This is a genomic window from Tsuneonella suprasediminis, assembly GCF_003605755.1.
Taxonomy (GTDB): Bacteria; Pseudomonadota; Alphaproteobacteria; order Sphingomonadales; family Sphingomonadaceae; genus Tsuneonella; species Tsuneonella suprasediminis.
In genome coordinates, this window is the sequence record NZ_RAHJ01000003.1 from 262,799 (window position 1) to 286,803 (window position 24,005).

A 24,005-nucleotide genomic window follows, 5' to 3' on the forward strand; every position below is an offset into this window, starting at 1 on the left:
AAGAAGCGGGTTACTCGTTTCGGGTGGCGATCCAACTGCCGCAAATCACCAGAACAGCGATGGAAATGAAATACCACGGTTCGCCAAGGGTGAAGTAGGTGACCACAGCGCCTGTCGCCATCGCGCCGATGGCCATCGTCTTGGCGCGGCGGCTGATTGCGCGCCGTTCGGTCCAGTCGCGCACTTGCGGCCCCCAAGAGGGGTGATCGAGAATTTTCTTTTCCCATGCCGGGTTGGAACGGGCGAAGAAATAGACCGCCAGCAACAGGAAAGGAACGGTCGGCATCAGCGGCAGAGCCGCGCCAATCGCCCCCAGCGCAACTGCGATCAGGCCAAGCGCGAGGTACAGGTGCCGCATATCATCCCGCTGCAATCCGCGCGGCGTGTTCTTTCACCAGCGCGATCATATTGGGCACCCCTTGCGTGCGATTGGAACTGAGCTGATTTTTCAGGTCGAACGGTTCGAGGGCGGCCGTCACATCCATCGCCGCGACTTCGCTTGCGGGCCGGTCCTGCACGGCGGAGATGACCAGCGCGACGATACCCTTGGTGATCGCGGCGTTGCTGTCGGCCATAAAATGGAGTTTCTCAGCATCGCCCGTGGGATAGACCCAGACCTGAGCCGAGCAACCGCGTACCAATGTGGCATCGGTCTTCAGTGCATCGGGCATTGTTTCCAGTTCACGCCCCAGTTCGATCAGCAGACGATAGCGCTCGTCCGCATCGAGGAAATCATACTCTTCGGCAATATCGCTGATTGAACGCATGAGGGGTGAGGTAGGGGTGGGCAGGCCGGAAGGAAAGAGCCTTGTGTGGTGTCCCACATTCCGAGCCTAAACGACGAGAGCGATCAATGAGGCGGTCGCACTGTAAGCGTCCGTTCCTTGTCAGCCGCCCAGCCCGCCAGGCCGGGTGAAGGCGTAATAAATTACGTAAAACCAGCTCAGAACCCCGTGGATCACCGCCCAGATAATCGATTTGTGCAGGCTCCACGAAATCGCGACTGCGAGTGCGCTGCCAAGGCCGATGCCAGCCTCTGTCGCACGGGTGGTCGGTTTGCTCACAGATCTACTCCACTGGCAATCGCTTCGAGTTTACGGATGCGTTCTTTCAGATCGGACAGTTCGATGCGGGCTGCGCCCATTGCGCTGCCTTGATCGGCTTCGGTCGGTGCGCGGACACTTGCGATGCCTCGCTCTAGCTCCCGTTCTTTCAGCGAAAGCCAGCCCTGCCATCCCTTCAGTCCGACGAAGGCGATAATCGCTACGGAAATCAGCAGGGCAGTGGAAACGATGATCTGTTCGGTCATTGTCGAAAAGCTCCCGGTGCGGGCGATCAGCGGTCGCGTAGCGCTTCGATCTCGTCGGCGACCCGACGGGAATCGAGGGCATTGCTGGAATTGGCGTCGGTCGCGATGCGTTCGAGGACACGGACCCGCTCGCGCAAATTTTCAACTTCGTGGCGCAGGGCGGCCTTTTCGGCATCGTTTGGCGGTACGGCACTGTCCCGGTGGCCGCGGTGTTCGGTGTTGTAGCGCACGATCCGCATCACTGTGAATGCGATGATTGCCACGATAGCTACAGCGGCGGAGAAGAAGCTCACTGAACCTTCTCCTTGCCATCGCGCAGTCGTTCGATCTCGTGGGTCAGGTGATAGCCGCTGTCGGTCACGATCTTTTCGACATTGGCGAGCCGGTCTTTGACGGAGCCGATTTCGGCCCGCAATTGCGCATTTTCCTGCGTCAGCAATTTCACCCGCTCTACCGCTTCGCCATCCGTCTTCGGATAGACGGCCTGACCCCATGCTCCATCGAGCGGGTAACCGTTCTTGATCCGCATCCAGGTGGTGGCGACCCAGCCGACAACTCCGGCGACTCCGACGATCATAACAAGCGGTGTGATGGTTTCAATGAGTTCGAGATTCATCACACGTTCTCCTTGCTGTGCAGTTCGTTGCGTTGCACAACGCTGGCGTCATCCACGTTCCGCTGATCGCGCAGCGCTTCGATCTGCGTGGCGACATCGTATCCCTTTTCGGTCACGATGCGTTCGAGCACTCGCACTCTGTCTTCCAGCGCCTGCACTTTGCTGGCGTACTGGGCTGCCTTTTCGGCAGTGGCGTCGGCTGTCGTGTTGACCCGTAATTCTGCCATTCTGCTCTGGTGTTTGGTCCAGATCGCGATAATGGGAATCGATAACGCGATGATCGGAATGAATACGCCGATTGTTCCTGCGTCCATGACTCATAAACTCCTTGTCTCGGACCGTTCAGCGCAGGCGCTCGATTTCAGCCGACAGGCGCGGATTGCTCGTCACGTAATATGTTTCCACATCGGCCAGACGGCGATCGATATCGCGGAAGCGGGCGCGGATTTCGCGGGCGGTTCGCTTCGGGCTCTGCCGCACGCGCTGCCAGTATTTGGTTTCTTCCTGATCGACATAGAGATGCGGCGGCTTCGTGCTCAGCAGCATCCCGGCGACGAAATAGGCAGGCAGCAGGATCGGCGCGACCGTGAACAGAAGCGCGAGGAAACCCAGCCGGACCCACAGCGCATTGACGCCTGTGTAATCGGCAATCCCGGCGCAGACACCCATCAGTTTGGCATTCTGCTTGTCGCGGTAAAGCGTGGTACGCGGGCTGGTGCTCACAGTTTGGCTCCCTTCTTTTCGGCCATCATCCGTTCGAGTTCGTTGAGCGGCTGGTTGTCAACCGCACGGTCGTGCATCAGCCGGGTGGGGTGGAAATCGGGGTTGTCGCTGGCGACCAGCCGTTCGACAGTGTCCATCCGTTCGTCCAACCGCTTGGCCAGGCTGTAGAGTTCTTCCAGTAGCACTTCGTCGTCGGTGGTAATGGTAGCGGCGGTTTTCCACTTGGTGATGTAGTGCAGTACGATCCATGGCAGGCCGATGAAAATGGCCACGATTGCCATGACAGGTTCCAGATCCATCGTTTATTCCCCCTTGATATCGGTGCTGTCGTCGCTGCTGCTCATGCCCAGCGCGCGCTTCATTTCTTCCAGTTCGGCGTCGATCTTGTCGCCGCCCGCCAATGCATTGATTTCATCCGCCAGCGTTGGCTTGCCATTGCTATCGGCGATGCTCAGGGCTTCGGCGCGGCCTTCGGCATAATCGACCCGCCGTTCGAGCTGGTCGAAGCGAGCGAGCGCTTCATCCGCGCGTTCGTTGGTCATCAGGCTGCGCAGCTTGACGCGGTTTTCTGCGCTTTCCAGCCGCGCGGCTATGGCGGTCTGGCGGCTGCGGGCTTCGCGCAGGCGGACCTGCAGCTTGTCGATATCCTGCTCGTAAGCGCGCAGGGCATCGTCGAGCACGGCGATTTCCGCCTTCAACTGCTCGCCCATGTCGGCGGCTTTCTTCTTTTCGACCAGCGCGGCCCGGGCGAGGTCTTCGCGATCCTTGCTCAGCGCGAGTTGTGCCTTCTCCGCCCAGTCGGCCTGCAACTTGTCGAGTTTGACCGTGTGGCGGTGCATTTCCTTCTGATCCGCGATCGTGCGCGCGGCGCTGGCGCGGACTTCGACCAGGGTTTCCTCCATTTCGAGGATAATCATGCGGATCATTTTGGCCGGGTCATCGGCCTTGTCGAGCATGTCGTTGAAGTTGGCCGCGATAATATCTCGTGTGCGGCTGAAGATACCCATGAAGGCGACTCCGTAGTTGGCGATGTCCCGCTGCGCGCGGGATGACTGGGTGGGAGTTGGGCTCTGGCGCAGGCGTTCGACTTCCTGTTCGATCCGGCTCAGGAAAGGGCGAGCCGGAGCGCCATCGACACGGGCGGATTCGCTCTCGGTCGAAGAGGGGGACGTGCGCTCCGGCCCAAGGGGATCGTAAGAAGTGGGGCCATTCATGCGAGGATCACCGTGTTGACCGGCGCATCTGCGGCGAAAGCGGGTGTCGCCTGAATCTGGCTGCTCAGCGCCACGAACGCGGCCATCGTCGCCACGCTGGCGAGAGCGGCCTGGCCAAGCTTGGTGCGAAGGAAACGACGGTCGAACATCTCAGCAAACTCCCTGTTGGTTACATTCCCCTAACAGCAAGGGGTGTGCCAAACGTTATAAATGGCGTAATTACAGTAACTTGATGATTTTCGACGAACGACATGTTGGTTTCAATTGCCAACAATCGGGAAATTCCACTATCTCTTGGCAAATGGAGCGGGAAAGTCAGTTTATCGGCCAGTCTGGCGCCTTCCTCGATGCGGTCGAGCGGGCCAGCCGTGCCGCGCCTATGCAGCGCCCTGTGCTGGTGATCGGGGAGCGCGGCACGGGTAAGGAACTGATTGCCGAACGTCTGCATCGTCTCTCCAACCGCTGGGACGAACCGCTTGTCACTATGAACTGCGCGGCTCTGCCGGAAACACTGATCGAAGCCGAGCTGTTCGGCCACGAGGCGGGGGCTTTCACCGGCGCTACCAAAGCGCGCGCGGGTCGGTTCGAGGAAGCCGACAAGGGTACATTATTTCTCGACGAACTGGGTACTTTGAGCATGGGCGCGCAGGAGCGCCTGCTGCGCGCGGTCGAATATGGCGAAGTCACCCGCATCGGATCGAGTCGCCCGCTGCGGGTCGATGTGCGGATCGTGGCGGCAACCAATGAGGATTTACCCGCGCTGGCGGCGCAGGGGAAATTCCGTGCCGACCTTCTCGATCGGCTCAGTTTCGAAGTTATCACTCTGCCGCCATTGCGCGTGCGGGAAGGGGACATTGGCGTACTGGCGGAGTTTTTCGGGCGGCGTATGGCGTCTGAATTGCGGTGGGCCAACTGGCCCGGTTTCGCCGGGCATGTCTGGGATCAGATGGAGCAATATCCCTGGCCCGGTAACGTGCGTGAACTGCGTAACGTGGTCGAGCGGGCAGTCTATCGTTGGGACGATCCTGAAAGCCCTGTTGGCCATGTTGTGTTTGACCCGTTCGAAAGCCCGTGGAAACCGCTGGGTGAACGCGCTGCGTCACAGCCGGAAAGTGGCGATGGCGGGGTGCAATCAGTGCCCCGCGCGCCCGATCTCGATGCTGTCGACGATCTGCGCGCTGCGGTCGAGGCGCACGAACGTCAGATCGTGGAACACGCGCTGGGCCGCAATCGCTGGAACCAGCGCCAGACGGCAAAGGCGCTGGGACTCACCTATGACCAGTTACGCCACTGCATCAAGAAACACGGGCTGAGCGACGGAGGCTGAGAGTTCTCCCCTGTGGCAGCGTGATAACCGCTTGCCTTTTTGCGGACTCGGGCCTATCTCGCCATCCATCCCGACATTGTCGTGACACTGGAGGGGCTGGCGCCGACAGGGGCCGGTCGCAAACGCCGTTGGCCATTCAGATGTCGCAATTGTCGCGTAAACGGAGATACGATGGCGGATATCGCGCGCCTTGCAGAACTGATCGAACCGGAAGCGCAGGCTCTCGGTTTTGAACTCGTGCGCGTAAAGATGATGCCTTCCGAGGCGGGCGATGGTGGCATGGCTCTGCAAATCATGGCGGAAGACCCGGCGACCGGACAACTGGTGATCGAACAATGCGCTGCGCTCAGCCGTCGGGTTTCCGATCTGCTCGATGCACGGGAAGAAGCCGGGGAAGTGCTGGTAGAAGGCGCCTATCATCTTGAAGTGTCCAGCCCCGGAATCGATCGTCCGCTGACTCGTCCGAAAGATTATGTCCAATGGGCCGGGCATGAAGCGAAGGTCAGCATGGACAAGGCGTGGGAAGGGCAGCGCAATTTGCGCGGCATTCTGAAGGGTATCGATAGCGAAACGGTCGTGATCGACGATCGTAAATCCGGTGAAACCAGCCTTCCTTTGCCGATGATCCATTCGGCCAAGCTTGTCCTGACCGATGAACTGATTGCCGCCACCCGCCCGCTGGATACAGCGGGTGCGGACGAAGAAATTATCGAAACTGTCGAAGAAGAGTGAGATCTCGCTGATGTCCAGTTCCATTTCCGCCAATAAGGCCGAACTGCTCGCAATCGCGAATTCCGTTGCCTCGGAAAAGATGATCGACAAGGCCATCGTTATCGAAGCGATGGAAGAAGCGATCCAGAAGAGCGCGCGCAACCGTTATGGTGCGGAAAACGACATTCGCGCCAAGCTCGATCCGATGACCGGCGATCTGCGCCTGTGGCGTGTGGTGGAAGTGGTTGAGGAGGTCGAAGACTACTTCAAGCAGGTTAATCTGGAGCAGGCGCAGAAACTGGAGCCGGGCTCGCAACTGGGCGACTTCATTGTCGATCCACTGCCGCCGGTCGATCTGGGCCGCATCGATGCGCAAAGCGCGAAGCAGGTTATCTTCCAGAAGGTCCGTGATGCTGAGCGTGAACGTCAGTATAACGAATTCAAGGACCGCGCTGGCGAAGTCATCACCGGCGTGATCAACTCGGTCGAATTCGGGCACGTGATTGTCAACCTTGGCCGTGCCGAAGGTGTTATCCGCCGCGATCAGCAGATCCCCCGCGAGGCTGCTCGTGTTGGCGAACGAGTGCGTGCGCTGATCACTAAGGTGGAGCGCAACAACCGCGGCCCCCAGATTTTCCTCAGCCGCGCGCATCCCGATTTTATGAAGAAGCTGTTCGCGCAGGAAGTGCCCGAAATTTACGATGGCATCATCGAAATCAAGGCGGCCGCGCGCGATCCGGGCAGCCGGGCCAAGATCGGCGTTATCAGCCACGACAGCAGCATCGACCCGGTCGGTGCCTGCGTGGGTATGAAGGGCAGCCGTGTGCAGGCTGTTGTGCAGGAACTGCAGGGCGAAAAGATCGACATCATTCCGTGGAGCGAAGACACCGCGACGTTCGTCGTCAACGGCCTTCAGCCCGCCACCGTCAGCCGCGTCGTTCTTGACGAAGAAGACGGGCGGATCGAAGTTGTTGTGCCCGATGACCAGCTTTCACTGGCTATTGGTCGCCGTGGGCAGAACGTCCGCCTCGCCAGCCAGCTCACCGGTCACCAGATCGATATCATGACCGAAGAAGAAGCCTCGGAAAAACGCAGCAAGGAATTTGCCGAACGTTCCAAGATGTTCGAGGAAGAACTCGACGTCGACGAAACGCTTAGCCAGTTGCTGGTCGCTGAAGGGTTCTCCGAACTGGAAGAAGTCGCTTACGTTCAGCTTGATGAACTGGCGACGATCGAAGGTTTCGACGAAGAACTGGCCGAAGAGCTGCAGAGTCGTGCGATCGAAGCGTTGGAACGACACGAAGCCACCGCACGTACCGAACGGCAGGAACTGGGTGTTGAAGATGCTCTGGCTGAAATCCCCCATCTCACCGAAACCATGCTGGTTACTCTCGGCAAGGCCGGGATCAAGACGCTCGACGATCTGGCCGATCTCGCAACCGATGAGCTGATTGCCAAGAAGCGCGAAGCGCCGCGTCGTCGTCAGTCAAACGATGGCCCGCCGATGCGTCGCGACCGTGGTCGCGGCGATGACAAGGGCGGTGTGCTGGGCGAATATGGCCTGAGCGAAGAACAGGGCAACGAAATCATCATGGCTGCCCGCGCCCACTGGTTCGAGGACGAGGAAGAAGCTCCCGCTGCTTCCGCCAACGAACCCGACACTCAGGAGGCCGCCGATGCGGACTCCACCCAATGAGCGCCTGACGTCCGACATCGCTGATGCCGTAGAAGGGCGGGGTGACAAACCCTTGCCCGAGCGGCGCTGCATCCTCTCCGGGGAGCATGGGCCGCGCGCACGGCTGATCCGGTTGGCGATTTCGCCGGATGGGTTTGTGCTGCCCGATCCGCATGCGAAGGCGCCAGGCCGTGGTGCATGGATCGGGGTGTCCCGCACCGAGTTGGAAGCTGCGATGGTGCCCGGTAAGGGCGGTGGCCGCTTGAAAGGGGCGCTGGCGCGCGCGTTCAAGGGCGCGCCGCTGACAGTGCCAGACGATCTGCCACAGATGATTGCCGATGCGCTGACCCGCAGCCTGCTTGACAGGCTGGGCCTCGAAATGCGCGCCGGGCACCTTATCTTGGGTTCTGACCGGATTGCCGAAGGGTGCCGTGCGGGTGCAGTGGAGTTACTGCTCCACGCCAGCGATGCCAGCATCGACGGCAGCCGCAAGCTGGATCAGGCATGGCGCGTCGGGCAAGAGCGTGAAGGCTCTGGGGAAACCGGGTTGACCTTGCCACTGGACCGAATGGCGTTGTCTGTGGCATTGGGCCGCGACAATGTCGTTCACATGGCGATTGCCGAACCTGCTGCTGCGGCACGGGTATCATTGGCGATAGAACGCCTGATGCATTTCCTGGGCGGTGAAGAAACCGCGCCGAATGGCGGAGCGCCGGACTTCCGGCAATCCGTAGCGACCGATTGATTTTGAAGGACGAAACGAGTTTTATGAGCGATAGCAACGACACCCCGCGCACCCGCAAACCGCTTGGCCTCAAGCGGTCTGTGGACGCTGGCGAGGTCAAGCAGACCTTCAGCCACGGCCGCACGAACAAGGTCGCCGTGGAAGTGAAGCGCCGCCGCAAGCTCGTAAAACCGGGCGAAGAATCGGCTGTTCCGCCGCCACCTCCTCCCCCGCCACCACCCCCTCCGCCGCCCGCGGCTGCACAGCCCGCGCCCAAGCCGGTGGCGAAGAAGCCTGCTCCGCCTAAGGAAACACCGCAGGAACGCGTCGCGCGTCTTCAGCGCGAAGCCGAGGAAGAGCGGCTGCGTCTGGCCGAAGAAGCCCGCAAACGCGACGAAGAAGAAGCCCGCAAGCGCGAGGAAGAAGAACGTCGCCGGGCTGAGGCCAATCGCGAAGCCGAAGAAGAGGCGGAGCGCAAGGCAGCTGAAGAAGCGAAGAAGGCTGCCGAAACTCCTGTCGAGCCGGAAGCCAAGCCGGAAGATGCGGCTGAAGAACCTGTATCGAAATCAACGGAATCTCCGGCTGCTGCTGCCCCTGCGCCACGCCGCTTTACGCCGGTCGCCCGGCCTGAGCCGAAGCGTCCTGAAAAGGAGGCCAAGAAGAAAGACGACAAGCGTAATGCCCGCGGTGGCACCAGCAACGATCATGACGATCGTGGCGGTGACAAACGTCGTTCGGGCAAGCTGACTGTCACTAAAGCGCTGAACGAGGATGAAGGCCGTCGCGCCCGCAGCCTCGCCGCGCTCAAGCGCGCTCGCGAACGCGAACGCCGCGCACAAGGCGGGCCGTCGAAACCGCGCGAAAAGCAGGTACGCGACGTGATCGTGCCAGAAGCGATCACGGTGCAGGAACTCGCCAATCGCATGGCCGAAAAGGGCGCCGATCTGGTGAAGGCCCTGTTCAACATGGGCATGATGGTCACCGTCAATCAGACGATCGATCAGGATACCGCCGAACTGCTGGTCGAAGAATTCGGCCACAACATCGAGCGCGTTTCCGAAAGCGATGTCGATATCGACCGGACCGAAGATCAGGATCCGGAAGAAACGCTGCGTCCGCGTCCGCCGGTTGTCACGATCATGGGGCATGTCGACCACGGCAAGACTTCGCTGCTCGATGCGCTCCGAGGCACCGATGTGGTGAAGGGCGAAGCCGGCGGCATCACTCAGCATATCGGCGCGTATCAGATCACCACCAAGGGCGGCGAGAAGATCACCTTCCTCGATACGCCGGGCCACGCGGCATTTACCGAAATGCGTGCACGCGGTGCGAATGTGACCGATATCGTTATTCTGGTGGTTGCCGGTGACGATGGGATCATGCCGCAGACGATTGAAGCCATCAATCATACCAAAGCGGCAGGCGTTCCGATGATCGTGGCGATCACCAAGAGCGATGCGGGTGAGTACAACGCGCAGAAAATCCGCGAACGCCTGCTCGAACATGAAGTGATCGTCGAAGCTATGAGTGGCGACGTGCAGGATGTGGAGGTTTCCTCCAAAACCGGCGCGGGTCTGGACGAACTGATCGAGAAGATCGCGTTGCAGGCCGAATTGCTCGAACTCAAGGCGCGGCCCGATCGCGATGCCGATGCCACCGTTATCGAAGCGAAGCTCGACAAGGGGCGTGGCCCCGTGGCGACCGTGCTGGTCACTCGCGGGACGCTCAAGCGCGGGGATACTTTCGTGGTTGGTACCGAAAGCGGTCGTGTACGCGCGCTGATCGATGACAAGGGCAAGCAGATCAAGGAAGCTGGTCCGTCTATGCCGGTCGAGGTGCTTGGCCTTGGCGGTGTGCCGCAGGCTGGCGACCAGCTCACCGTGGTCGAAAACGAACAGCGCGCCCGTGAAGTGGCCTCTTACCGTCAGGAAAAGGCCACTGAAAAGCGTACTGCTCTGGCACCGACCAGCTTTGACACGATGTTCAATACGTTGAAATCGAACGTCATCGAATTCCCGTTGGTGGTGAAGGCCGACGTGCAGGGTTCGGTCGAAGCGATCGTCAACGCACTCCACAATATCTCGAACGACGAGATCAAGGTTCGCGTGCTGCACGCTGGCGTTGGTGCGATTACCGAAAGCGACGTGACACTGGCCGCGGCGAGCAAGGCGCCGATCATCGGCTTCAACGTCCGTCCCAATCCGAAGGCTCGTCAACTGGTCGAGCGCGATAAGGTGCGGATGATGTATTACGATGTCATCTATCACCTGACCGAAGAGATCGCGAAGGAAATGGCGGGCGAGCTCGGTCCCGAACGGATCGAACACGTTGTCGGTCGTGCCCAGGTCAAGCAGGTGTTCCCTGCTGGCAAGAAGGACAAGGCCGCCGGCCTGCTGGTGGAAGAAGGCGTCATCCGCAAGGGGCTCCACGCCCGCCTTACGCGTGCCGACGTTATCGTGTCCGCTACGACCATCGCTTCGCTGCGGCGCTTCAAGGACGATGTGGACGAAGTCCGCGCTGGCCTCGAATGCGGCGTTGTTCTGGAAGATACCAACGACATCAAGGCTGGCGATCAGCTCGAAGTGTTCGAGGTGGAGGAACGCGAGCGGGTTCTTTAATCGCGGCTGCCCGTTCAGGGCGGCTGCGTTGCCAATCCCCTCCCCACGCGGGAGGGGGGAGTTGATTTATGAGTCGCCATTCGTCCACCCCCGAACAGCAATCGGTCCGTGACCTCAAGGTTGGGGAGCGGGTGCGCCATATTCTGAGCGAACTGCTCGCGCGGGGCGAAGCGCATGACGATGTGCTGACGGCGCACTCGGTCAGCGTGACCGAAGTGCGGATGACGCCGGATCTGCGGAATGCCAGTGCTTACGTGAAGCCGCTGCTGGGTAAGGATGAGGCCGAAGTGCTGAAGGCCTTGCGGACCAATACTGCGTTCTTCCAACGCGAAGTGGCCAAGCGGCTCGGTCTGAAATTTGCTCCGAAATTGCAGTTCAAGCCGGACGAGAGCTTCGATGAGGCGGATCGGATCGACAGATTGCTGCGCGATCCCAAGGTTATGCGCGATCTGGACGAGGATTGATCGCGCCCGCCTGACAAATGGCCGATGCGACCGCGAACTGTGCGGTGAGGCTGGCTGTTGAAATCCCCAACCTTGTTTGCCTCCGGCTTGTCCACGCGCCGCGTTTGGCCTTAGCTCGTCGCGCAAATGGCCAAACTCTATTTCTACTATGCCAGCATGAATGCCGGAAAGAGCAGCAACTTGTTGCAGGCCGCGTTCAATTATGGCGAACGCGATATGCGTGTCAGTCTCTGGACCGCCGCGATTGACGATCGCCCGGGGTTCGGCGCGATCAGCAGCCGGATCGGCCTGGCCAGCGATGCCCACCGGTTTGACGGAACCACCGATATTGCCGGGCGGGTGGAGGAAGATCACGCGAATGAACCGCTGCACTGTGTGCTGGTGGATGAGGCGCAGTTCCTGACCAAGGCGCAGGTGTGGCAGCTCGCGCATCTGGCGGACACAGTGGGCATTCCGGTGCTGTGTTATGGTTTGCGAACCGATTTTCAGGGCGAACTATTCGATGGCTCCGCCGCACTGCTGGGCATTGCGGATTCGCTCGTCGAACTGAAGGCGGTTTGCCATTGCGGGCGCAAGGCGACGATGAACTTGCGCGTCGATGCATCCGGCAAAGCGGTGAAACAGGGCGCGCAGACCGAAATTGGCGGCAACGACCGCTATCTTGCACTGTGTCGCAAACATTTCAGTGAGGCGCTGGGATGAGTGGCAGCGGGGAAGTGAATAGCGACGGGCTCTATGTCCCGCTCGATGATGGCGACATCCGGCTCGATCTATTGATGGATCATCACAAAGAGGCACTCCGCATGGCATGTGCGGAAGATGCCGGGATCTGGGATGTTTATCCTTTCAACTATCTTGGCGATGCCTTCGATGAACAATTTGCCCGGATGCGCGATGGTGGAATGGCGCGGCGGATTTATGCCATCGTTGCCAACGGAGAAGTAGTGGGGATGACCGGGTGGATCGCCAGTGGCGAGGCGGGCTGGTCTATTGAGATCGGTAACAGTTACATCGTTCCACGTTTACGCGGCACCGGAATTAACCACCGGATCAAGAAGCTCATGCTCGACCATGCGTTTGCAGCGGGTTTGCAACGGGTCGGTTTTAAGGTCGACGCGGTGAACCGCCGATCGTGCGCGGCTGTGCTCAAACTTGGCTGTAAAGAGGAAGGGCTTTTGCGCCGCGAGCGCCGAACCTGGACCGGGCGCGTGCGCGATACGGCGATCTTTTCGATTCTGGCCGACGAATGGACTGGTTGAGTGGCCTAAGTCACCCTATCTTCTCATCATCATGACCGAAACGCTCCAGCTTGCGCTGCTCCTGATCCCCTGCCTCATCGTCGCGATTGTGTTTCACGAAGTCGCGCACGGATACGTGGCGATGTTGCTCGGCGACCCGACGGCGAAGGAGCAGCGGCGGCTGTCGCTCAATCCCATCCGCCATGTCGACCCGGTGGGCACTCTGCTGGTGCCCGGTGCACTTGCTCTGTTCGGCGGACCGGTGTTCGGGTGGGCAAAGCCGGTGCCGGTCAATTTTCGCCGTCTGAACAATCCACGCATTGGTATGATGCTGGTCGCTGCGGCCGGGCCCGCAACCAACTTTGTGCTTGCTGCGATCGGGGCAGTTGCTCTGGGTCTTTATGCCGGATCGTTGACTGCTGCACCCGCAGGGGCGGGCGAATGGTTTGCGTCGATGATGCAGTTGTTCATTATGATCAACGTGTTCCTGGGGCTGTTCAACCTGTTGCCGATCCCCCCGTTTGACGGCTCTCATATTGTCGAGGGGTTGCTGCCACGTTCGCTTGCGCGACAATATGGGCAATTGCGCCAGTTTGGGATGCTGCTGTTCGTGGTCCTGATCGCGGCGACGTGGGCTTTCCCACAGTGGGGCCTGATCGAGAAGATTATAGGTCCGCCGGTCAATTGGATGATGGCCCACTATCTCGCGCTGGCGCAGGCGGTTGCCGGTTACTGACTTTGCAAGCTGGCGCTCAGTGCAATATGGCATGCATTGAAAGCAACGCTGTGCCCGGACCTCGCAAATAGATGGCGTGTTGATGGATCACGGGATTGCTACGAGACGGAACCCAATCGGCCAAGGAGGCCAGAGTTATGCTTTGCCGAACACTTCTTCTCCCTTTCGCTGCCTTTTTTGCTGTGGGGCTGGCTGGCGTTCCTGCGATTGCCCAAACCGAAGCAGCCAAGCCTGATGCAGAGGCCCGTGCTGTTGCGGAGCAGGAGGCAAAGATCCCGTTCGCCAACACCACGGGTATCCGTGACTGGCGTGCGGAAGGCGATTCAACGATCTATTTTCAGGACAGGCGCCGTCAGTGGTACAAGGCCACATTGTTCAGCCCGGCGCCCGATCTGCCGTTCGCCACTGCCGTGGGGATCGATACCGGTCCAATGGGTACGCTCGACAGATTCAGCAAAATCCGGATTCGGGGTGAAAGCTATGCGTTGCAGAGCTTCGTAAAGGTTGACGGCCCTCCTCCGAAGAAAGCCGATAAGAAGGAAAAGAAGAGCGACTGACCCCGCTGACAGCGCGCATTGTGCAGGCTAGGGGCGGGGGATGGACAGAACATTGCCCGCTCCGAATGGTTGGCTGATACTCGATAAACCGCGCGGGCTTGGTTCGACCCAAGCCGTGGGTGCCGTGAAACGCAACTTGCGCACGGGCGGCTATGCCAAGACCAAGGTTGGCCATGGCGGTACGCTTGATCCTCTGGCTGAAGGTGTTCTGCCGATCGCATTGGGGGAGGCGACCAAGCTGGCCGGGCGGATGCTGGACGCCAGCAAGACGTATGAATTCACTATCCAGTTTGGCGAAGAAACCGACACGCTCGATACTGAAGGGGAGGTGATTGGCCGATCCGACCATCGCCCTCCCTTGGCGGCCGTGGCGGCGGTGCTGACGCATTTTACCGGAGATATAGAGCAGGTTCCTCCCACTTATTCTGCGCTCAAAATCGATGGACAGCGGGCTTACGACCGGGCGAGGGCGGGGGAAGAAGTGACGATGAAATCCCGGGCAGTCACTATCCATTCTCTCACTATCGCGGGCGGTGGGGAGCGCGAGGCGCCGGAATCGACCTTCGCAACAAGTGCGGGCCGCCCCGATCCTTACGATCCCGGAATGCCCCTCGAACTGGCGGACAGCGTGACGCTGGTGGCGAATGTTTCGAAGGGCACGTACATCCGCAGTCTGGCACGGGACATCGCGCACGCCCTTGGAACGGTAGGTCATGTTACCTATTTAAGGCGCGTCAAGGCCGGGCCTTTTCACGAGAGCACAGCGATTTCGCTGGACTTGCTCAACGAAATCGGTAAGGGCGCGGCGCTTGAAGATCACCTCCTTCCGTTGGAGGCAGGGCTGGACGGTATCCCGGCCCATGATCTCGATCTGGAAAGTGCACAGGCGGTCCGACAGGGCCGGGTCCTTTTCGGAATGCCCTATCCTGACGGGCCGATATTTGTGCGACATGGCGGTATGCCGGTTGCGCTGATGGAGGTTTCGCAGGGGGCGGCGAAAGTCGTCAGGGGGTTCAATTTCCCGGATGCCGCGGAGTAAGAAGAATGTCGGTTACTGCCGAAAAGAAACAGGAAGTCATCAAGGACAACGCTCGTGATGCGAAAGACACGGGCAGCCCGGAAGTGCAGGTCGCGATCCTGACGGAGCGTATTCGTAACCTGACTGAACACTTCAAGGATCACCACAAGGATAACCATTCCCGCCGTGGTCTGCTGATGATGGTCAACAAGCGCCGTAGCCTGCTCGCCTATCTCAAGAAGAAAGATGTCGAGCGGTATAATGCGCTGATCGCGAAGCTGGGCCTTCGCAAATAAGAGTTTCGGAGGCGGCCCCATTGCGGGCCGCTTCTTGTATGTGGGCTGTCGTACAAGAAGTGCGGTCCACGCAAATGGGCAAAGGCTGCAATTCGGCGGCCAGGGCCTTGGGGCCAGATCAGTGCCCCACACCGGACCGGGACGGCTTACCCGGAACTAGAGGCCCCGCGAGGCAATGTGGCACGCGGGTTCAGAAGGAAAATCAATGTTCGACACGAAAACCGTATCGGTGGAGTGGGGCGGAAAGACCCTCACTCTGGAAACCGGCCGTATTGCCCGTCAGGCTGACGGTGCCGTTCTGGCCACTTATGGCGAAACCGTGGTGCTTTGCGCCGTGACCGCCGCCAAGAATGTGAAGGAAGGGCAGGACTTCTTCCCGCTGACCGTTCACTATCAGGAAAAATTCTCATCCGCCGGGCGCATCCCGGGTGGCTTCTTCAAGCGTGAACGTGGCGCGACGGAGAAGGAAACACTGACCAGCCGCCTGATCGACCGCCCCGTGCGGCCGTTGTTCCCTGAAGGCTTCTATAACGAAATCAACGTTATTGCCCAGGTCTTCAGCTACGATGGCGAATGCGAACCCGATGTGCTGGCGATGATCGCTGCATCGGCTGCGCTGACCATTTCTGGCGTACCGTTCATGGGTCCGATCGGCGCTTGCCGTGTTGGCTATGTCGATGGCGAATACGTTCTCAACCCCAAACAGAACACTGCACTGGCTGAAGATGGCCGCCTCGATCTTATCGTAGCTGCAACCCAAGACGCGGTGATGATGGTGGAATCCGAGGCGAAGGAACTGACCGAAGAAGAAATGCTCGGCGCGGTGATGTTCGCTCACGACAACATCAAGCCTGTAATCGGTGCGATCATCGATCTTGCTGAGCAGGCTGCCAATGATCCGTGGGAAATCGACGCATCGGACGATACCTCCGCGATCAAGGAAAAGCTGCGCGGCATCGTTGGTGACGATATCGCCGCTGCTTACAAGCTGACCGACAAGTCGGCCCGTTCGGATGCGCTCAACGCCGCCCGTGCCAAAGCGAAAGACGCGTTCGCAGACGAAGAACCGCAGACGCAGATGGTCGCCAACAAGGCGGTCAAGAAGCTGGAAGCGGAAATCGTCCGCGGTGCGATCATCAAGGATGGCACCCGCATCGATGGTCGCAAGCTCGATCAGGTCCGTCCGATCGAAGCGATGGTTGGCGTGTTGCCGCGCGCTCACGGTTCGTCGCTGTTCACGCGTGGTGAAACGCAGGCACTGTGTTCGACCACGCTAGGCACCAAGGATGCTGAACAGATGATCGACGGGCTCGAAGGCCTGTCTTACGAACGCTTCATGCTGCACTACAACTTCCCGCCGTATTCGGTTGGTGAAGTGGGCAGGTTCGGTGCGCCTTCGCGGCGTGATGTGGGCCACGGCAAGCTGGCATGGCGCGCGCTGCACAACGTGCTGCCCAGCCACGACGATTTCCCGTACACGATCCGCGTTCTGTCGGACATCACCGAATCCAACGGTTCCAGCTCGATGGCGACCGTATGCGGTGGCTGCCTGAGCATGATGGACGCAGGCGTTCCGATCGAACGTCCCGTGTCGGGCATCGCGATGGGCCTGATCCTCGAAGGTTCGGACTTTGCCGTTCTGTCCGATATTCTGGGTGACGAAGATCACCTGGGCGACATGGATTTCAAGGTTGCCGGAACCGAAGCGGGCATCACAAGCCTGCAGATGGATATCAAGATCGCCGGTATCACCAAGGAAATCATGGAGAAGGCGCTGGAGCAGGCGAAGGCCGGGCGCGCGCACATCCTGGGTGAAATGACCAAGGCGCTGGGCACTGCCCGCACCGACGTGTCCAAGCACGCCCCGCGTATCGAAACGATCCAGATCGACAAGTCGAAGATCCGCGACGTGATCGGCACCGGCGGCAAGGTGATCCGCGAAATCGTGGCCGAAACCGGTGCGAAGGTGGACATCGACGATGAAGGCGTGATCAAGATCTCGTCTTCCGACCTCGACCAGATCGAAGCCGCGAAGAAGTGGATTCAGGGCATCGTGGAAGAGGCCGAAGTCGGCAAGATCTACACCGGCAAGGTCGTCAATATCGTCGATTTCGGTGCGTTCGTAAATTTCATGGGTGGCAAGGACGGTCTCGTCCACGTGTCCGAAATGAAGAACGAGCGTGTCGAGAAACCGACCGACGTCGTGTCCGAAGGGCAGGAAGTGAAGGTAAAGGTGCTCGAAATCGACAACCGCGGTAAAGTCCGTCTGTCGATGCGCGTTGTCGATCAGGAAACCGGCGAAGAGCTGGAAGACACCCGCCCGCCGCGCGAACCGCGCAGCGATCGCGGTGGTGATCGTGGTGGCCGTGGCGGTGATCGCCGTGGTGGTCGCGGCCCGCGCGGTGATCGTGGCCCACGTCGCGATGGTGGTGGCGAAGGCCACGTGCCGGATTTCCTCAAGGACTAATCCGGTCGCGCTCCCCCGGATTTCAGGGGGCAAAGAAATCAAAGGGCCGTGCGGAGCAATCCGTGCGGCCCTTTCTTTTTGACCTGATTGCGATTGCCGTTCACAGCATCGCGCCATGATACCCCGCGAACATATTGCCACGGCGCAAATCCCTGGCGGCGACACGCTCGAACTCGTCCGACATGGGCGCGATTTCATCGTTATGCTCGGGCGGAACGAGCTGATGGGTACGCGGATGCAGTTCAGCGAGGAGCAACTGGCCGAACTGACGCTGGAGCGCCTCCAAACCCCTAAACCGCGCCTCTTGGTAGGGGGCTATGGGCTCGGTTTCACTTTGCGCGCGGCACTGCGTCTGATGGGGCCGCAAGGGAGCGTGACGGTGGCCGAAATCGTGCCCGATATTCTTGACTGGGCGCGGGGACCGATGGCCGAACTGACAGGCAACAGCCTGCGCGATCCACGTGCGAAGATCGAGCTATGCGATGTCGCGGCTCTGATCGACGATGCCATGGATGGGACCAGCCCACCGTATGACGCGATTCTTCTCGATGTCGATAACGGCCCGGACGGGATCGTACGGGATGGCAACGAACGGCTCTATACGCGCACAGGCATTGGCCGCGCACGTGATGCGCTGGCACCCGGTGGTTTGTTGGCGGTGTGGTCAGCCGCGCCCGATCACAAATTTGCCCGGAGGTTGAAGGACGCAGGGCTTGATGTCGAAGAGCGTACCGTTCGCGCAAGGCCCAACAACAAGGGCCCGAGACATACAATCTGGTTCGCCCGCAAGGGGCCGTAGCTTTCCCGATTTTCTGACGAGAACGCCGGCCCCTTTCCTATCCTGCCCCCATTTTATCCTGCCAGGCGCATCCGGCCCAGATAATCCTGTTTGCCAATCTGGGCGCCTTTCATCCGCAGAATGCCGTATGCGGTTGATGCGTGGAAATAGAAGTTCGGCTGACTGAAGCTGAGCAGGAAATTGTCCGCCGTAAAATCGAGGCGGAATTTGTCCTTGATTGTGAAGACCATCGGTTTGCCGATGAAGCTTTCGAATTCTTCCTCGCCCGCCGCTTCCAGCGTTTCGGTCGCAGTATCGAGCTTCGCGCGCATCGCATCGAATTCGATCGGCGGAGGGCTCATATCCGGGCTGAACTGGCCTGCACGTACCCCTTCCAGAGCCAGCGCAGTGTGGGTCGCAACGCTTTTGACCTGATAGGCAAATGGCAACATATCCTCACGCAAACATGCGCCGACCAAATCGGCAGGTGCCGTGCCGCTTTCGGCACACCATTCTTCCGCCTTGTCCACGATATGACGGGTCGCGCCAAGCATTTGCAGGGCACTGGGCACATAGGCGGCGTGAAGCGATAACGGCATGGAATTGTCCTCTCTGGCGCATATATAAAAAGGCCCGACAGCATTATGCCGCCGGGCCTGCGAATTGGTGTGTTAGCCCACGGTTTCTTACCGCACGCGTGGGCCGCCGAAAGGCAGCGGGGGCGGGGGGCGGCGTGCGCCACGCGGCAACTGTGCCTGATAGGCCCGCCCGCAGTGTTCGACGCAGTATGGGAAGCCGGGGTTCACCGCTTCACCGCAGAAATGGAAATCGGGTTCGCCGGGGTGGCCCATCGGCCAGCGGCAGACACGGTCGCTCAGGTCGAGCAAGCTGGTCTTGTCCGCGATTTCGGGGCTGGGCTTGGCCGGGACCAGGCGGCGCGGCGGAGCCGGTGGGATCGGTGCCTGCTGATCGCCAGGCCCCTGACGCAGGAACCCACCCGGACCAACCGAGACGATTTTGGACAAATCTGACGAAGGGTTGGGCATCGGCTGCGATGGTGTCGAACTGGCCGCCTTGGGCGCCGGGGTCGGGGCTGGCGTCGGTGCAGGCGGCGTGGCTGGCTGGCGCGGCGCGGCGGCGGGTGCCGCAGGCTTTGCCGCAGCAGGAGCCGTTTTCTTTGGTGCGGGCTTGGCGGTAGCAGATGGGGATTTCTTCGCTGCTTTCCCGTCACTGGCTTTCACAGGGGAAGGTCGCGATTTGAGACCAAGACGGTGCGCCTTGCCGATAACGGCATTGCGACTGACGCCGCCTAGCTGGTCAGCGATCTGGCTAGCGGTCGATCCGCTCTCCCACATCTTTTTCAATGTCGCGATACGTTCGTCGGTCCAGCTCATCGAATGCCATCAATTCCTGTTCGTGGGCCAGCGCAAGCTTGCCAGCCGAAGTGCTTGGCCCTACTCGCCGTACCCATGCCCGATCAAGTCCATAGTATCGAATCCGACGCTTCCGCTCTGGTCGAAAACGACCCCTCTGAAGGAGGGCATTTTTCACCGCGCGGGAAGCCGGTCATCCTCGGCATTAACGGGATCGGGCTGTGGAGTCTCTATATTAAGGAGGTTCGCCGGTTTCTCAAGGTCCAGACACAAACTGTATGGGCTCCGGCTGTCACGACCCTGCTGTTTCTGGTGATTTTTACTGTCGCAATGGGCCGCTCGGACCGGATGATCCTTGGCGTCAATTTCGCCACTTTCGTCGCACCCGGTCTGATCGTGATGGGGATGATGCAAAATTCATTCGCGAACTCCAGCTTCAGCCTGCTGGCAGGTAAAATTCAGGGTACTATCATCGATTTGCTCATGCCGCCTCTATCCTACGGGGAGCTGATGGGCGGAATTGTCGCTGCCGCTGTTACCCGTGCGGTTATGGTCGGATTGGCAGTGGGGCTGGCGATGGCATTCTATCCCGGTGTCAGTCTCGCGATGGCGCATCCGTGGGCAGTGATCTGGTTCGGCCTGATGGGGGCGGTAATGCTGGCTCTGCTGGGTCTTGTTACCTCAATCTGGGCGGAAAAGTTCGACCACGCTGCGGCGGTAACCAATTTCGTTATCGCACCGCTTAGCCTGCTGTCCGGCACGTTTTACGTGATCAGCAATCTGGCCCCGCATTTTCAGATGATCAGCCGCGCCAATCCATTCTTTTATGTGATTTCCGGCTTCCGATTTGGCTTTCTGGGCGAGAGCGATATCGGCAACACCAACACAGCGGTATTCCATTCCGCCATCGGTTTAGGCATCTTCAATGTAGTGCTTACGCTAGTCGTTTATGCGATACTGAGATCAGGCTGGAAACTGAAAAGCTGACAGAATCAATTGGCAACGATTAGTGCGTTAGCCCTCGTCGCATACGATATCGTCCGTCTGCGTAGTCTTCGAACAGCTCGCTCACCTGAGGATGATCGACAGGTCCTCCATCGACGTCAGCCAGCAGGTTTTGCTGGCTGACATAGGCCAGATATGACGATTCGTCGTTCTCTGCGAGCAAGTGATAGTATGGTTGTTCCCTAAGCGGGCGGACCGCCTCAGGGATCGATTGATACCATTCTTCCGAATTAGCGAATACCGGATCGATATCGAACACCACCCCGCGGATATCGAACATTCGATGCCGCACGACCTGGCCAATGGCAAACCGCGAATGGGAATGGCGGGGCATTTCTATCGTTCGCCCTGCCTGAAGAGAGAAGAACTGCGTTCGCTCCATATAGTCAGGATATAGGCAAGGTATAATCGCACGCAAGCGGCGTTATTCTGCGATCCCCCGCAAAGGTGTTCAAGGGGACTTGGCAACTGCCCTCTGCTCCGCTAGTCGGCGCCTTCGCTTCGGCCGGGCAATAGCCCAACCACCGGCATCTTACGCGGAGAGGTGGCAGAGTGGTCGAATGCGCCGCACTCGAAATGCGGTATACGGGCAACCGTATCGAGGGTTCGAATCCCTCCCTCTCCGCCACTTCCTCGGCATTAGGTAGCAAACGCACAAAGCCAAAACGGCCCTTGTTTCCTACCTAATTCCCATGGGAACAACCAACGTAAAAGCAGGGCTTGAGGATCGCATTGCGGTCTTCAAGGGCGAACTCGAAGAGGTCGAGGCCGAGATCAAGCGGATCGAGGACGGCATTGAAGTCCTCCACAAACTGAAAAGCCGACGTATCAAGCTGCGGTCACTCATCGAGGGAGCCGAAGACATCATATATGAGAGTGATCCCGAGTGGCGGAACAAGATCAAACCTCGCAAGAAGCGCAAATGGCATAGCCCATTCAAGTCGGGCGAACTCGGTCGCCGGGCGCTTGAGGTGCTTCGGGAGAAAGGCAGGTGGATGCGTCCGCGTGACATTGCCATCATCATGCTGGCGAACAAGGGATACCATTCAGACGATCGCGTCAGCATCGACAAGGTGACGAACTCGGTTGGAAACTACTTCATCAAGCACAGGAATGATCTGGTCGAATCGCGCGGCGATTACGCGAAGGAATGGCGAATCATCCCCGATTCGGTCGAAAGCATTAAGAATTAATCCGAGGAAATAGATTCAACGTCAGGCTGTGTCCCAAGCAAGACTGCCAATACTTTTCCGATAAAACAAACTTGTTGATTTAGAATGAAAATATGCATTCTTTCTCCGCTGCAAGTTACGCAACGGAGGTCAAGTCGCAGCATTTTCGTCTCTCGAAACAAGCGAGGTCACTCAGCACAAATCGCATTCATCGTTTGTCCGACGATGAAGCATTTGCTGAGTTCTGCGCTGTGCGTTTCGCAGAGAACGGCGGCGAACCCTATTGCCCGTGGTGCGGACATACTCAGGTCTACTCGATCCGCACGCGTCGCAAGTGGCGCTGCAAATCCAAATCGTGCGGGCGCGACTTCTCCGCGACCACTCAGACTATCTTCGCGAGTCGCAAGGTGTCGTTCCAGAAGCTCCTTTTGCTCATTGCTTATCAATCGTGGGTGGCGAAGAACATCAACGCTATCGACATGCACTGCGAGCTAGACGTTCAATACAAGACGGCCTTCGTCTGGTGCCACAAAATCCGCGAGGCCATCACGGCCCACCAGCACACCGGCACGATGCGCGGCCAGATCGAGGTCGATGGCGGGTATTTCGGCGGCTACATCAAGCCGAAGAACAGCTTCCCGCTGCGGCAGGATCGTCGCCGACTCATGCGTAAAGAGGGCAAGCGGAAATGTGTCGTCATCTTCCGTGAGCGGAACGGGCGCAGCCGCGCTTTCGTCTGCTCCGAAAGTGAGGCGGCGCACAAAGCACCCGAATTCATCGAGCCCGGCAGCGTCGTCTACACCGACGATGCGGTCGAGTATAACCGACTGGCGGCGCGCTATGTGCTGCACAAGGTCAACCACTCCGAGCGCTATTCCGATGGCGATGCCTGCACCAATTGGGCGGAGTCCTATTTCGCTCGCCTTCGGCGGGCCGAGATGGGTATCCATCACCATTTCTCGGGAGACTATTTGCTCAATTACGCCAACGAAATTTCATGGCGGGAGGACCGCCGCCGCCATCCCGCTAACGAGAACTACGAAGAGATGCTGCGGATCGCTTTGAACCGCCCCGGGATTGCCGGAGGCCATTTGGTTTAAATTATGCCGCCATGGGCGTGTCGTCCAGCATGGCGTAGTATCGTGCTTCAGCTTCGGCAGGCGGGATATTGCCGATGGGCGCGAGCAGGCGCCGGTTGTTGAACCAGTCGACCCATTCGAGCGTGGCGTATTCCACGGCTTCAAATGATCGCCACGGACCTCGGCGGTGGATGACCTCGGCCTTGTAAAGGCCGTTGATCGTTTCGGCCAAGGCGTTGTCGTAGCTGTCGCCAACACTGCCGACCGATGGTTCGATCCCGGCTTCGGCAAGACGCTCGGTATACTTGATCGAGACATATTGGCTGCCACGATCACTGTGGTGGATCAGGCCGCCACGGTGAACAGGCCGTCGGTCATGGATCGCCTGCTCCAGGGCATCGAGTACAAAGCTGGCATGCGCCGTTCTGCTCACCCGCCAGCCCACGATATAGCGGGCGTAAACGTCGATCACGAAGGCGACATAGACGAACCCGGACCACGTCGCGACGTAGGTGAAGTCCGAGACCCACAGCATGTTGGGTGCCGGTGCATGGAACTGGCGGTTGACCTGATCGAGCGGACATGGCGCTGCCTTGTCGCTCATCGTCGTCTTCACCGGCTTCCCCCGGATCACGCCCTGCAGGCCCAGCTCACGCATCAGCCGTTCCACCGTGCAGCGGGCAATATCGAAGCCCTCGCGCTGCATCTGCCGCCACACCTTGCGATACCCGTAGACCTTGAAGTTGGCATCGAACACGCGCTGAACCTCGGGCTTCATTGCTTCGTCGCGCTGGGCGCGTGGTGACAGGCGCGACGGATCGCGGCGCTGTGCGACACGCTCGTGGTAGGTTGATGGGGCGATCGGCAGAACCCGGCAGATCGGCTCGACCCCATACTCACCCCGA

Annotated in this window: 32 protein-coding genes and 1 tRNA gene; 18 read left to right on the forward strand and 15 right to left on the reverse strand. The window is 59.5% G+C overall.

The window, feature by feature from the left end; genetic code table 11:
- Window positions 1-10: 10 nt before the first annotated feature.
- The 11 genes from D6858_RS01390 to D6858_RS15710 form a co-directional block, all read right to left on the reverse strand.
- Window positions 11-358 carry a YbaN family protein gene (locus tag D6858_RS01390; protein ID WP_102155572.1) on the reverse strand — a complete coding sequence of 116 codons (348 nt, stop codon included), beginning with the start codon at window positions 356-358 and terminating at the stop codon, window positions 11-13.
- A 1-nt stretch (window position 359) separates the two neighbouring features.
- The gene (locus D6858_RS01395) at window positions 360-767 is read right to left on the reverse strand and encodes a SufE family protein (RefSeq protein ID WP_120106413.1); all 408 of its coding nucleotides are present in this window, start codon (window positions 765-767) and stop codon (window positions 360-362) included.
- Between the two features lie 120 nt (window positions 768-887).
- The gene (locus D6858_RS15705) at window positions 888-1,064 is read right to left on the reverse strand and encodes a hypothetical protein (RefSeq protein ID WP_165859589.1); all 177 of its coding nucleotides are present in this window, start codon (window positions 1,062-1,064) and stop codon (window positions 888-890) included.
- Complete coding sequence (locus D6858_RS01400) at window positions 1,061-1,309, reverse strand: hypothetical protein (protein ID WP_120106415.1); 249 nt, start codon at window positions 1,307-1,309, stop codon at window positions 1,061-1,063. The genes D6858_RS15705 and D6858_RS01400 overlap by 4 nt, the downstream gene beginning before the upstream one ends.
- Window positions 1,310-1,335: 26 nt before the next feature.
- Window positions 1,336-1,602, reverse strand: a complete 267-nt coding sequence (locus tag D6858_RS01405; protein WP_120106417.1) for a hypothetical protein — start codon at window positions 1,600-1,602, stop codon at window positions 1,336-1,338.
- Window positions 1,599-1,925 (reverse strand): hypothetical protein, encoded by a 327-nt coding sequence (locus D6858_RS01410; RefSeq protein ID WP_205664839.1) that lies wholly within the window; start codon window positions 1,923-1,925, stop codon window positions 1,599-1,601. The genes D6858_RS01405 and D6858_RS01410 overlap by 4 nt, the downstream gene beginning before the upstream one ends.
- On the reverse strand, window positions 1,925-2,239 hold the full coding sequence (locus tag D6858_RS01415) for a hypothetical protein (protein WP_120106419.1): 315 nt from the start codon (window positions 2,237-2,239) through the stop codon (window positions 1,925-1,927). The genes D6858_RS01410 and D6858_RS01415 overlap by 1 nt, the downstream gene beginning before the upstream one ends.
- Window positions 2,240-2,267: 28 nt before the next feature.
- Window positions 2,268-2,648: an envelope stress response membrane protein PspC gene (gene pspC / locus D6858_RS01420; RefSeq protein ID WP_120106421.1), complete on the reverse strand. Its 381-nt coding sequence runs from the start codon at window positions 2,646-2,648 to the stop codon at window positions 2,268-2,270.
- Entirely contained in the window at window positions 2,645-2,947 is a 303-nt protein-coding gene (gene pspB, locus D6858_RS01425) for an envelope stress response membrane protein PspB (RefSeq protein WP_120106423.1), read from the reverse strand. Before pspB ends, pspC begins: the two co-directional genes overlap by 4 nt.
- A 3-nt stretch (window positions 2,948-2,950) precedes the next feature.
- Window positions 2,951-3,862 carry a phage shock protein PspA gene (gene pspA, locus D6858_RS01430; protein WP_120106426.1) on the reverse strand — a complete coding sequence of 304 codons (912 nt, stop codon included), beginning with the start codon at window positions 3,860-3,862 and terminating at the stop codon, window positions 2,951-2,953.
- Complete coding sequence (locus tag D6858_RS15710) at window positions 3,859-4,011, reverse strand: hypothetical protein (RefSeq protein ID WP_165859590.1); 153 nt, start codon at window positions 4,009-4,011, stop codon at window positions 3,859-3,861. The genes pspA and D6858_RS15710 overlap by 4 nt, the downstream gene beginning before the upstream one ends.
- A 152-nt stretch (window positions 4,012-4,163) precedes the next feature.
- On the opposite strand from D6858_RS15710, the gene pspF reads away from it, so the two are divergent.
- The 14 genes from pspF to D6858_RS01500 all read left to right on the forward strand — a co-directional run bounded on the left by pspF (window position 4,164) and on the right by D6858_RS01500 (window position 18,492).
- A complete protein-coding gene (gene pspF / locus D6858_RS01435) occupies window positions 4,164-5,189 on the forward strand; it encodes a phage shock protein operon transcriptional activator (RefSeq protein ID WP_120106428.1) in 1,026 nt (341 codons plus the stop codon).
- A 171-nt stretch (window positions 5,190-5,360) separates the two neighbouring features.
- Complete coding sequence (gene rimP / locus D6858_RS01440; protein ID WP_120106430.1) at window positions 5,361-5,921, forward strand: ribosome maturation protein RimP; 561 nt, start codon at window positions 5,361-5,363, stop codon at window positions 5,919-5,921.
- A 10-nt stretch (window positions 5,922-5,931) separates the two neighbouring features.
- Window positions 5,932-7,596, forward strand: coding sequence for a transcription termination factor NusA (gene nusA / locus D6858_RS01445; protein WP_120106432.1), 1,665 nt, complete (start codon window positions 5,932-5,934; stop codon window positions 7,594-7,596).
- A complete protein-coding gene (locus tag D6858_RS01450; protein ID WP_120106434.1) occupies window positions 7,577-8,320 on the forward strand; it encodes a DUF448 domain-containing protein in 744 nt (247 codons plus the stop codon). Before nusA ends, D6858_RS01450 begins: the two co-directional genes overlap by 20 nt.
- Window positions 8,321-8,343: 23 nt before the next feature.
- Window positions 8,344-10,917, forward strand: coding sequence for a translation initiation factor IF-2 (gene infB / locus D6858_RS01455; protein WP_120106530.1), 2,574 nt, complete (start codon window positions 8,344-8,346; stop codon window positions 10,915-10,917).
- A 68-nt stretch (window positions 10,918-10,985) separates the two neighbouring features.
- Complete coding sequence (gene rbfA, locus D6858_RS01460; protein WP_120106436.1) at window positions 10,986-11,381, forward strand: 30S ribosome-binding factor RbfA; 396 nt, start codon at window positions 10,986-10,988, stop codon at window positions 11,379-11,381.
- A gap of 126 nt (window positions 11,382-11,507) precedes the next feature.
- Window positions 11,508-12,083: a thymidine kinase gene (locus D6858_RS01465; RefSeq protein ID WP_120106438.1), complete on the forward strand. Its 576-nt coding sequence runs from the start codon at window positions 11,508-11,510 to the stop codon at window positions 12,081-12,083.
- Window positions 12,080-12,640: a GNAT family N-acetyltransferase gene (locus tag D6858_RS01470; RefSeq protein WP_240623633.1), complete on the forward strand. Its 561-nt coding sequence runs from the start codon at window positions 12,080-12,082 to the stop codon at window positions 12,638-12,640. The genes D6858_RS01465 and D6858_RS01470 overlap by 4 nt, the downstream gene beginning before the upstream one ends.
- 31 nt (window positions 12,641-12,671) lie before the next feature.
- Window positions 12,672-13,355, forward strand: coding sequence for a site-2 protease family protein (locus D6858_RS01475; protein ID WP_120106440.1), 684 nt, complete (start codon window positions 12,672-12,674; stop codon window positions 13,353-13,355).
- 137 nt (window positions 13,356-13,492) lie between these two features.
- Entirely contained in the window at window positions 13,493-13,912 is a 420-nt protein-coding gene (locus tag D6858_RS01480) for a DUF6491 family protein (protein ID WP_225082814.1), read from the forward strand.
- Between the two features lie 40 nt (window positions 13,913-13,952).
- A complete protein-coding gene (gene truB / locus D6858_RS01485) occupies window positions 13,953-14,951 on the forward strand; it encodes a tRNA pseudouridine(55) synthase TruB (RefSeq protein WP_120106442.1) in 999 nt (332 codons plus the stop codon).
- Window positions 14,952-14,956: 5 nt separating this feature from the next.
- Window positions 14,957-15,226, forward strand: a complete 270-nt coding sequence (gene rpsO / locus D6858_RS01490) for a 30S ribosomal protein S15 (RefSeq protein ID WP_102155540.1) — start codon at window positions 14,957-14,959, stop codon at window positions 15,224-15,226.
- A 205-nt stretch (window positions 15,227-15,431) separates the two neighbouring features.
- On the forward strand, window positions 15,432-17,693 hold the full coding sequence (gene pnp, locus D6858_RS01495; protein WP_120106443.1) for a polyribonucleotide nucleotidyltransferase: 2,262 nt from the start codon (window positions 15,432-15,434) through the stop codon (window positions 17,691-17,693).
- Between the two features lie 115 nt (window positions 17,694-17,808).
- Window positions 17,809-18,492 (forward strand): spermidine synthase family protein, encoded by a 684-nt coding sequence (locus D6858_RS01500; RefSeq protein ID WP_120106445.1) that lies wholly within the window; start codon window positions 17,809-17,811, stop codon window positions 18,490-18,492.
- 53 nt (window positions 18,493-18,545) lie between these two features.
- Here D6858_RS01500 and D6858_RS01505 read toward each other — a convergent pair whose 3' ends face one another.
- Complete coding sequence (locus D6858_RS01505) at window positions 18,546-19,070, reverse strand: DUF1993 domain-containing protein (RefSeq protein WP_120106447.1); 525 nt, start codon at window positions 19,068-19,070, stop codon at window positions 18,546-18,548.
- Between the two features lie 87 nt (window positions 19,071-19,157).
- A complete protein-coding gene (locus tag D6858_RS01510; protein WP_120106449.1) occupies window positions 19,158-19,865 on the reverse strand; it encodes a GcrA family cell cycle regulator in 708 nt (235 codons plus the stop codon).
- A gap of 75 nt (window positions 19,866-19,940) precedes the next feature.
- On the opposite strand from D6858_RS01510, the gene D6858_RS01515 reads away from it, so the two are divergent.
- Entirely contained in the window at window positions 19,941-20,831 is an 891-nt protein-coding gene (locus D6858_RS01515) for an ABC transporter permease (protein WP_120106451.1), read from the forward strand.
- Window positions 20,832-20,850: 19 nt separating this feature from the next.
- On the opposite strand, the gene hspQ is transcribed toward D6858_RS01515, so the two are convergent.
- Window positions 20,851-21,231, reverse strand: a complete 381-nt coding sequence (gene hspQ, locus D6858_RS01520; RefSeq protein ID WP_120106453.1) for a heat shock protein HspQ — start codon at window positions 21,229-21,231, stop codon at window positions 20,851-20,853.
- 156 nt (window positions 21,232-21,387) lie between these two features.
- On the opposite strand from hspQ, the gene D6858_RS01525 reads away from it, so the two are divergent.
- The 3 genes from D6858_RS01525 to D6858_RS01535 all read left to right on the forward strand — a co-directional run bounded on the left by D6858_RS01525 (window position 21,388) and on the right by D6858_RS01535 (window position 23,121).
- A tRNA-Ser gene (locus D6858_RS01525) sits at window positions 21,388-21,477 on the forward strand.
- A 64-nt stretch (window positions 21,478-21,541) separates the two neighbouring features.
- Window positions 21,542-22,042, forward strand: coding sequence for a hypothetical protein (locus D6858_RS01530; RefSeq protein ID WP_120106455.1), 501 nt, complete (start codon window positions 21,542-21,544; stop codon window positions 22,040-22,042).
- A 92-nt stretch (window positions 22,043-22,134) separates the two neighbouring features.
- Window positions 22,135-23,121, forward strand: coding sequence for an IS1595 family transposase (locus tag D6858_RS01535; RefSeq protein WP_120106457.1), 987 nt, complete (start codon window positions 22,135-22,137; stop codon window positions 23,119-23,121).
- Window position 23,122: 1 nt separating this feature from the next.
- On the opposite strand, the gene D6858_RS01540 is transcribed toward D6858_RS01535, so the two are convergent.
- Window positions 23,123-24,005, reverse strand: an 883-nt coding sequence (locus D6858_RS01540) for an IS3 family transposase (RefSeq protein WP_120106458.1), incomplete at its 5' end; no start/stop codon positions are given.

Bases quoted from the DNA above. Each gene is read 5' to 3' on its own strand.
- pspA (WP_120106426.1), bottom strand. From the start codon at position 3,862: ATGAATGGCCCCACTTCTTACGATCCCCTTGGGCCGGAGCGCACGTCC.
- D6858_RS01450 (WP_120106434.1), top strand. From the start codon at position 7,577: ATGCGGACTCCACCCAATGAGCGCCTGACGTCCGACATCGCTGATGCC.
- D6858_RS01465 (WP_120106438.1), top strand. From the start codon at position 11,508: ATGGCCAAACTCTATTTCTACTATGCCAGCATGAATGCCGGAAAGAGC.
- D6858_RS01480 (WP_225082814.1), top strand. From the start codon at position 13,493: ATGCTTTGCCGAACACTTCTTCTCCCTTTCGCTGCCTTTTTTGCTGTG.
- D6858_RS01530 (WP_120106455.1), top strand. From the start codon at position 21,542: ATGGGAACAACCAACGTAAAAGCAGGGCTTGAGGATCGCATTGCGGTC.
- D6858_RS01470 (WP_240623633.1), top strand. From the start codon at position 12,080: ATGAGTGGCAGCGGGGAAGTGAATAGCGACGGGCTCTATGTCCCGCTC.
- D6858_RS01390 (WP_102155572.1), bottom strand. From the start codon at position 358: ATGCGGCACCTGTACCTCGCGCTTGGCCTGATCGCAGTTGCGCTGGGG.
- nusA (WP_120106432.1), top strand. From the start codon at position 5,932: ATGTCCAGTTCCATTTCCGCCAATAAGGCCGAACTGCTCGCAATCGCG.
- hspQ (WP_120106453.1), bottom strand. From the start codon at position 21,231: ATGGAGCGAACGCAGTTCTTCTCTCTTCAGGCAGGGCGAACGATAGAA.
- D6858_RS01535 (WP_120106457.1), top strand. From the start codon at position 22,135: ATGCATTCTTTCTCCGCTGCAAGTTACGCAACGGAGGTCAAGTCGCAG.
- D6858_RS01415 (WP_120106419.1), bottom strand. From the start codon at position 2,239: ATGGACGCAGGAACAATCGGCGTATTCATTCCGATCATCGCGTTATCG.
- truB (WP_120106442.1), top strand. From the start codon at position 13,953: ATGGACAGAACATTGCCCGCTCCGAATGGTTGGCTGATACTCGATAAA.
- D6858_RS01500 (WP_120106445.1), top strand. From the start codon at position 17,809: ATGATACCCCGCGAACATATTGCCACGGCGCAAATCCCTGGCGGCGAC.
- rpsO (WP_102155540.1), top strand. From the start codon at position 14,957: ATGTCGGTTACTGCCGAAAAGAAACAGGAAGTCATCAAGGACAACGCT.
- D6858_RS01410 (WP_205664839.1), bottom strand. From the start codon at position 1,925: ATGAATCTCGAACTCATTGAAACCATCACACCGCTTGTTATGATCGTC.
- D6858_RS15710 (WP_165859590.1), bottom strand. From the start codon at position 4,011: ATGTTCGACCGTCGTTTCCTTCGCACCAAGCTTGGCCAGGCCGCTCTC.
- pnp (WP_120106443.1), top strand. From the start codon at position 15,432: ATGTTCGACACGAAAACCGTATCGGTGGAGTGGGGCGGAAAGACCCTC.
- pspF (WP_120106428.1), top strand. From the start codon at position 4,164: ATGGAGCGGGAAAGTCAGTTTATCGGCCAGTCTGGCGCCTTCCTCGAT.
- rbfA (WP_120106436.1), top strand. From the start codon at position 10,986: ATGAGTCGCCATTCGTCCACCCCCGAACAGCAATCGGTCCGTGACCTC.
- D6858_RS01400 (WP_120106415.1), bottom strand. From the start codon at position 1,309: ATGACCGAACAGATCATCGTTTCCACTGCCCTGCTGATTTCCGTAGCG.
- infB (WP_120106530.1), top strand. From the start codon at position 8,344: ATGAGCGATAGCAACGACACCCCGCGCACCCGCAAACCGCTTGGCCTC.
- pspB (WP_120106423.1), bottom strand. From the start codon at position 2,947: ATGGATCTGGAACCTGTCATGGCAATCGTGGCCATTTTCATCGGCCTG.
- D6858_RS01395 (WP_120106413.1), bottom strand. From the start codon at position 767: ATGCGTTCAATCAGCGATATTGCCGAAGAGTATGATTTCCTCGATGCG.
- D6858_RS01510 (WP_120106449.1), bottom strand. From the start codon at position 19,865: ATGAGCTGGACCGACGAACGTATCGCGACATTGAAAAAGATGTGGGAG.
- D6858_RS01505 (WP_120106447.1), bottom strand. From the start codon at position 19,070: ATGCCGTTATCGCTTCACGCCGCCTATGTGCCCAGTGCCCTGCAAATG.
- rimP (WP_120106430.1), top strand. From the start codon at position 5,361: ATGGCGGATATCGCGCGCCTTGCAGAACTGATCGAACCGGAAGCGCAG.
- D6858_RS01475 (WP_120106440.1), top strand. From the start codon at position 12,672: ATGACCGAAACGCTCCAGCTTGCGCTGCTCCTGATCCCCTGCCTCATC.
- D6858_RS01515 (WP_120106451.1), top strand. From the start codon at position 19,941: ATGCCCGATCAAGTCCATAGTATCGAATCCGACGCTTCCGCTCTGGTC.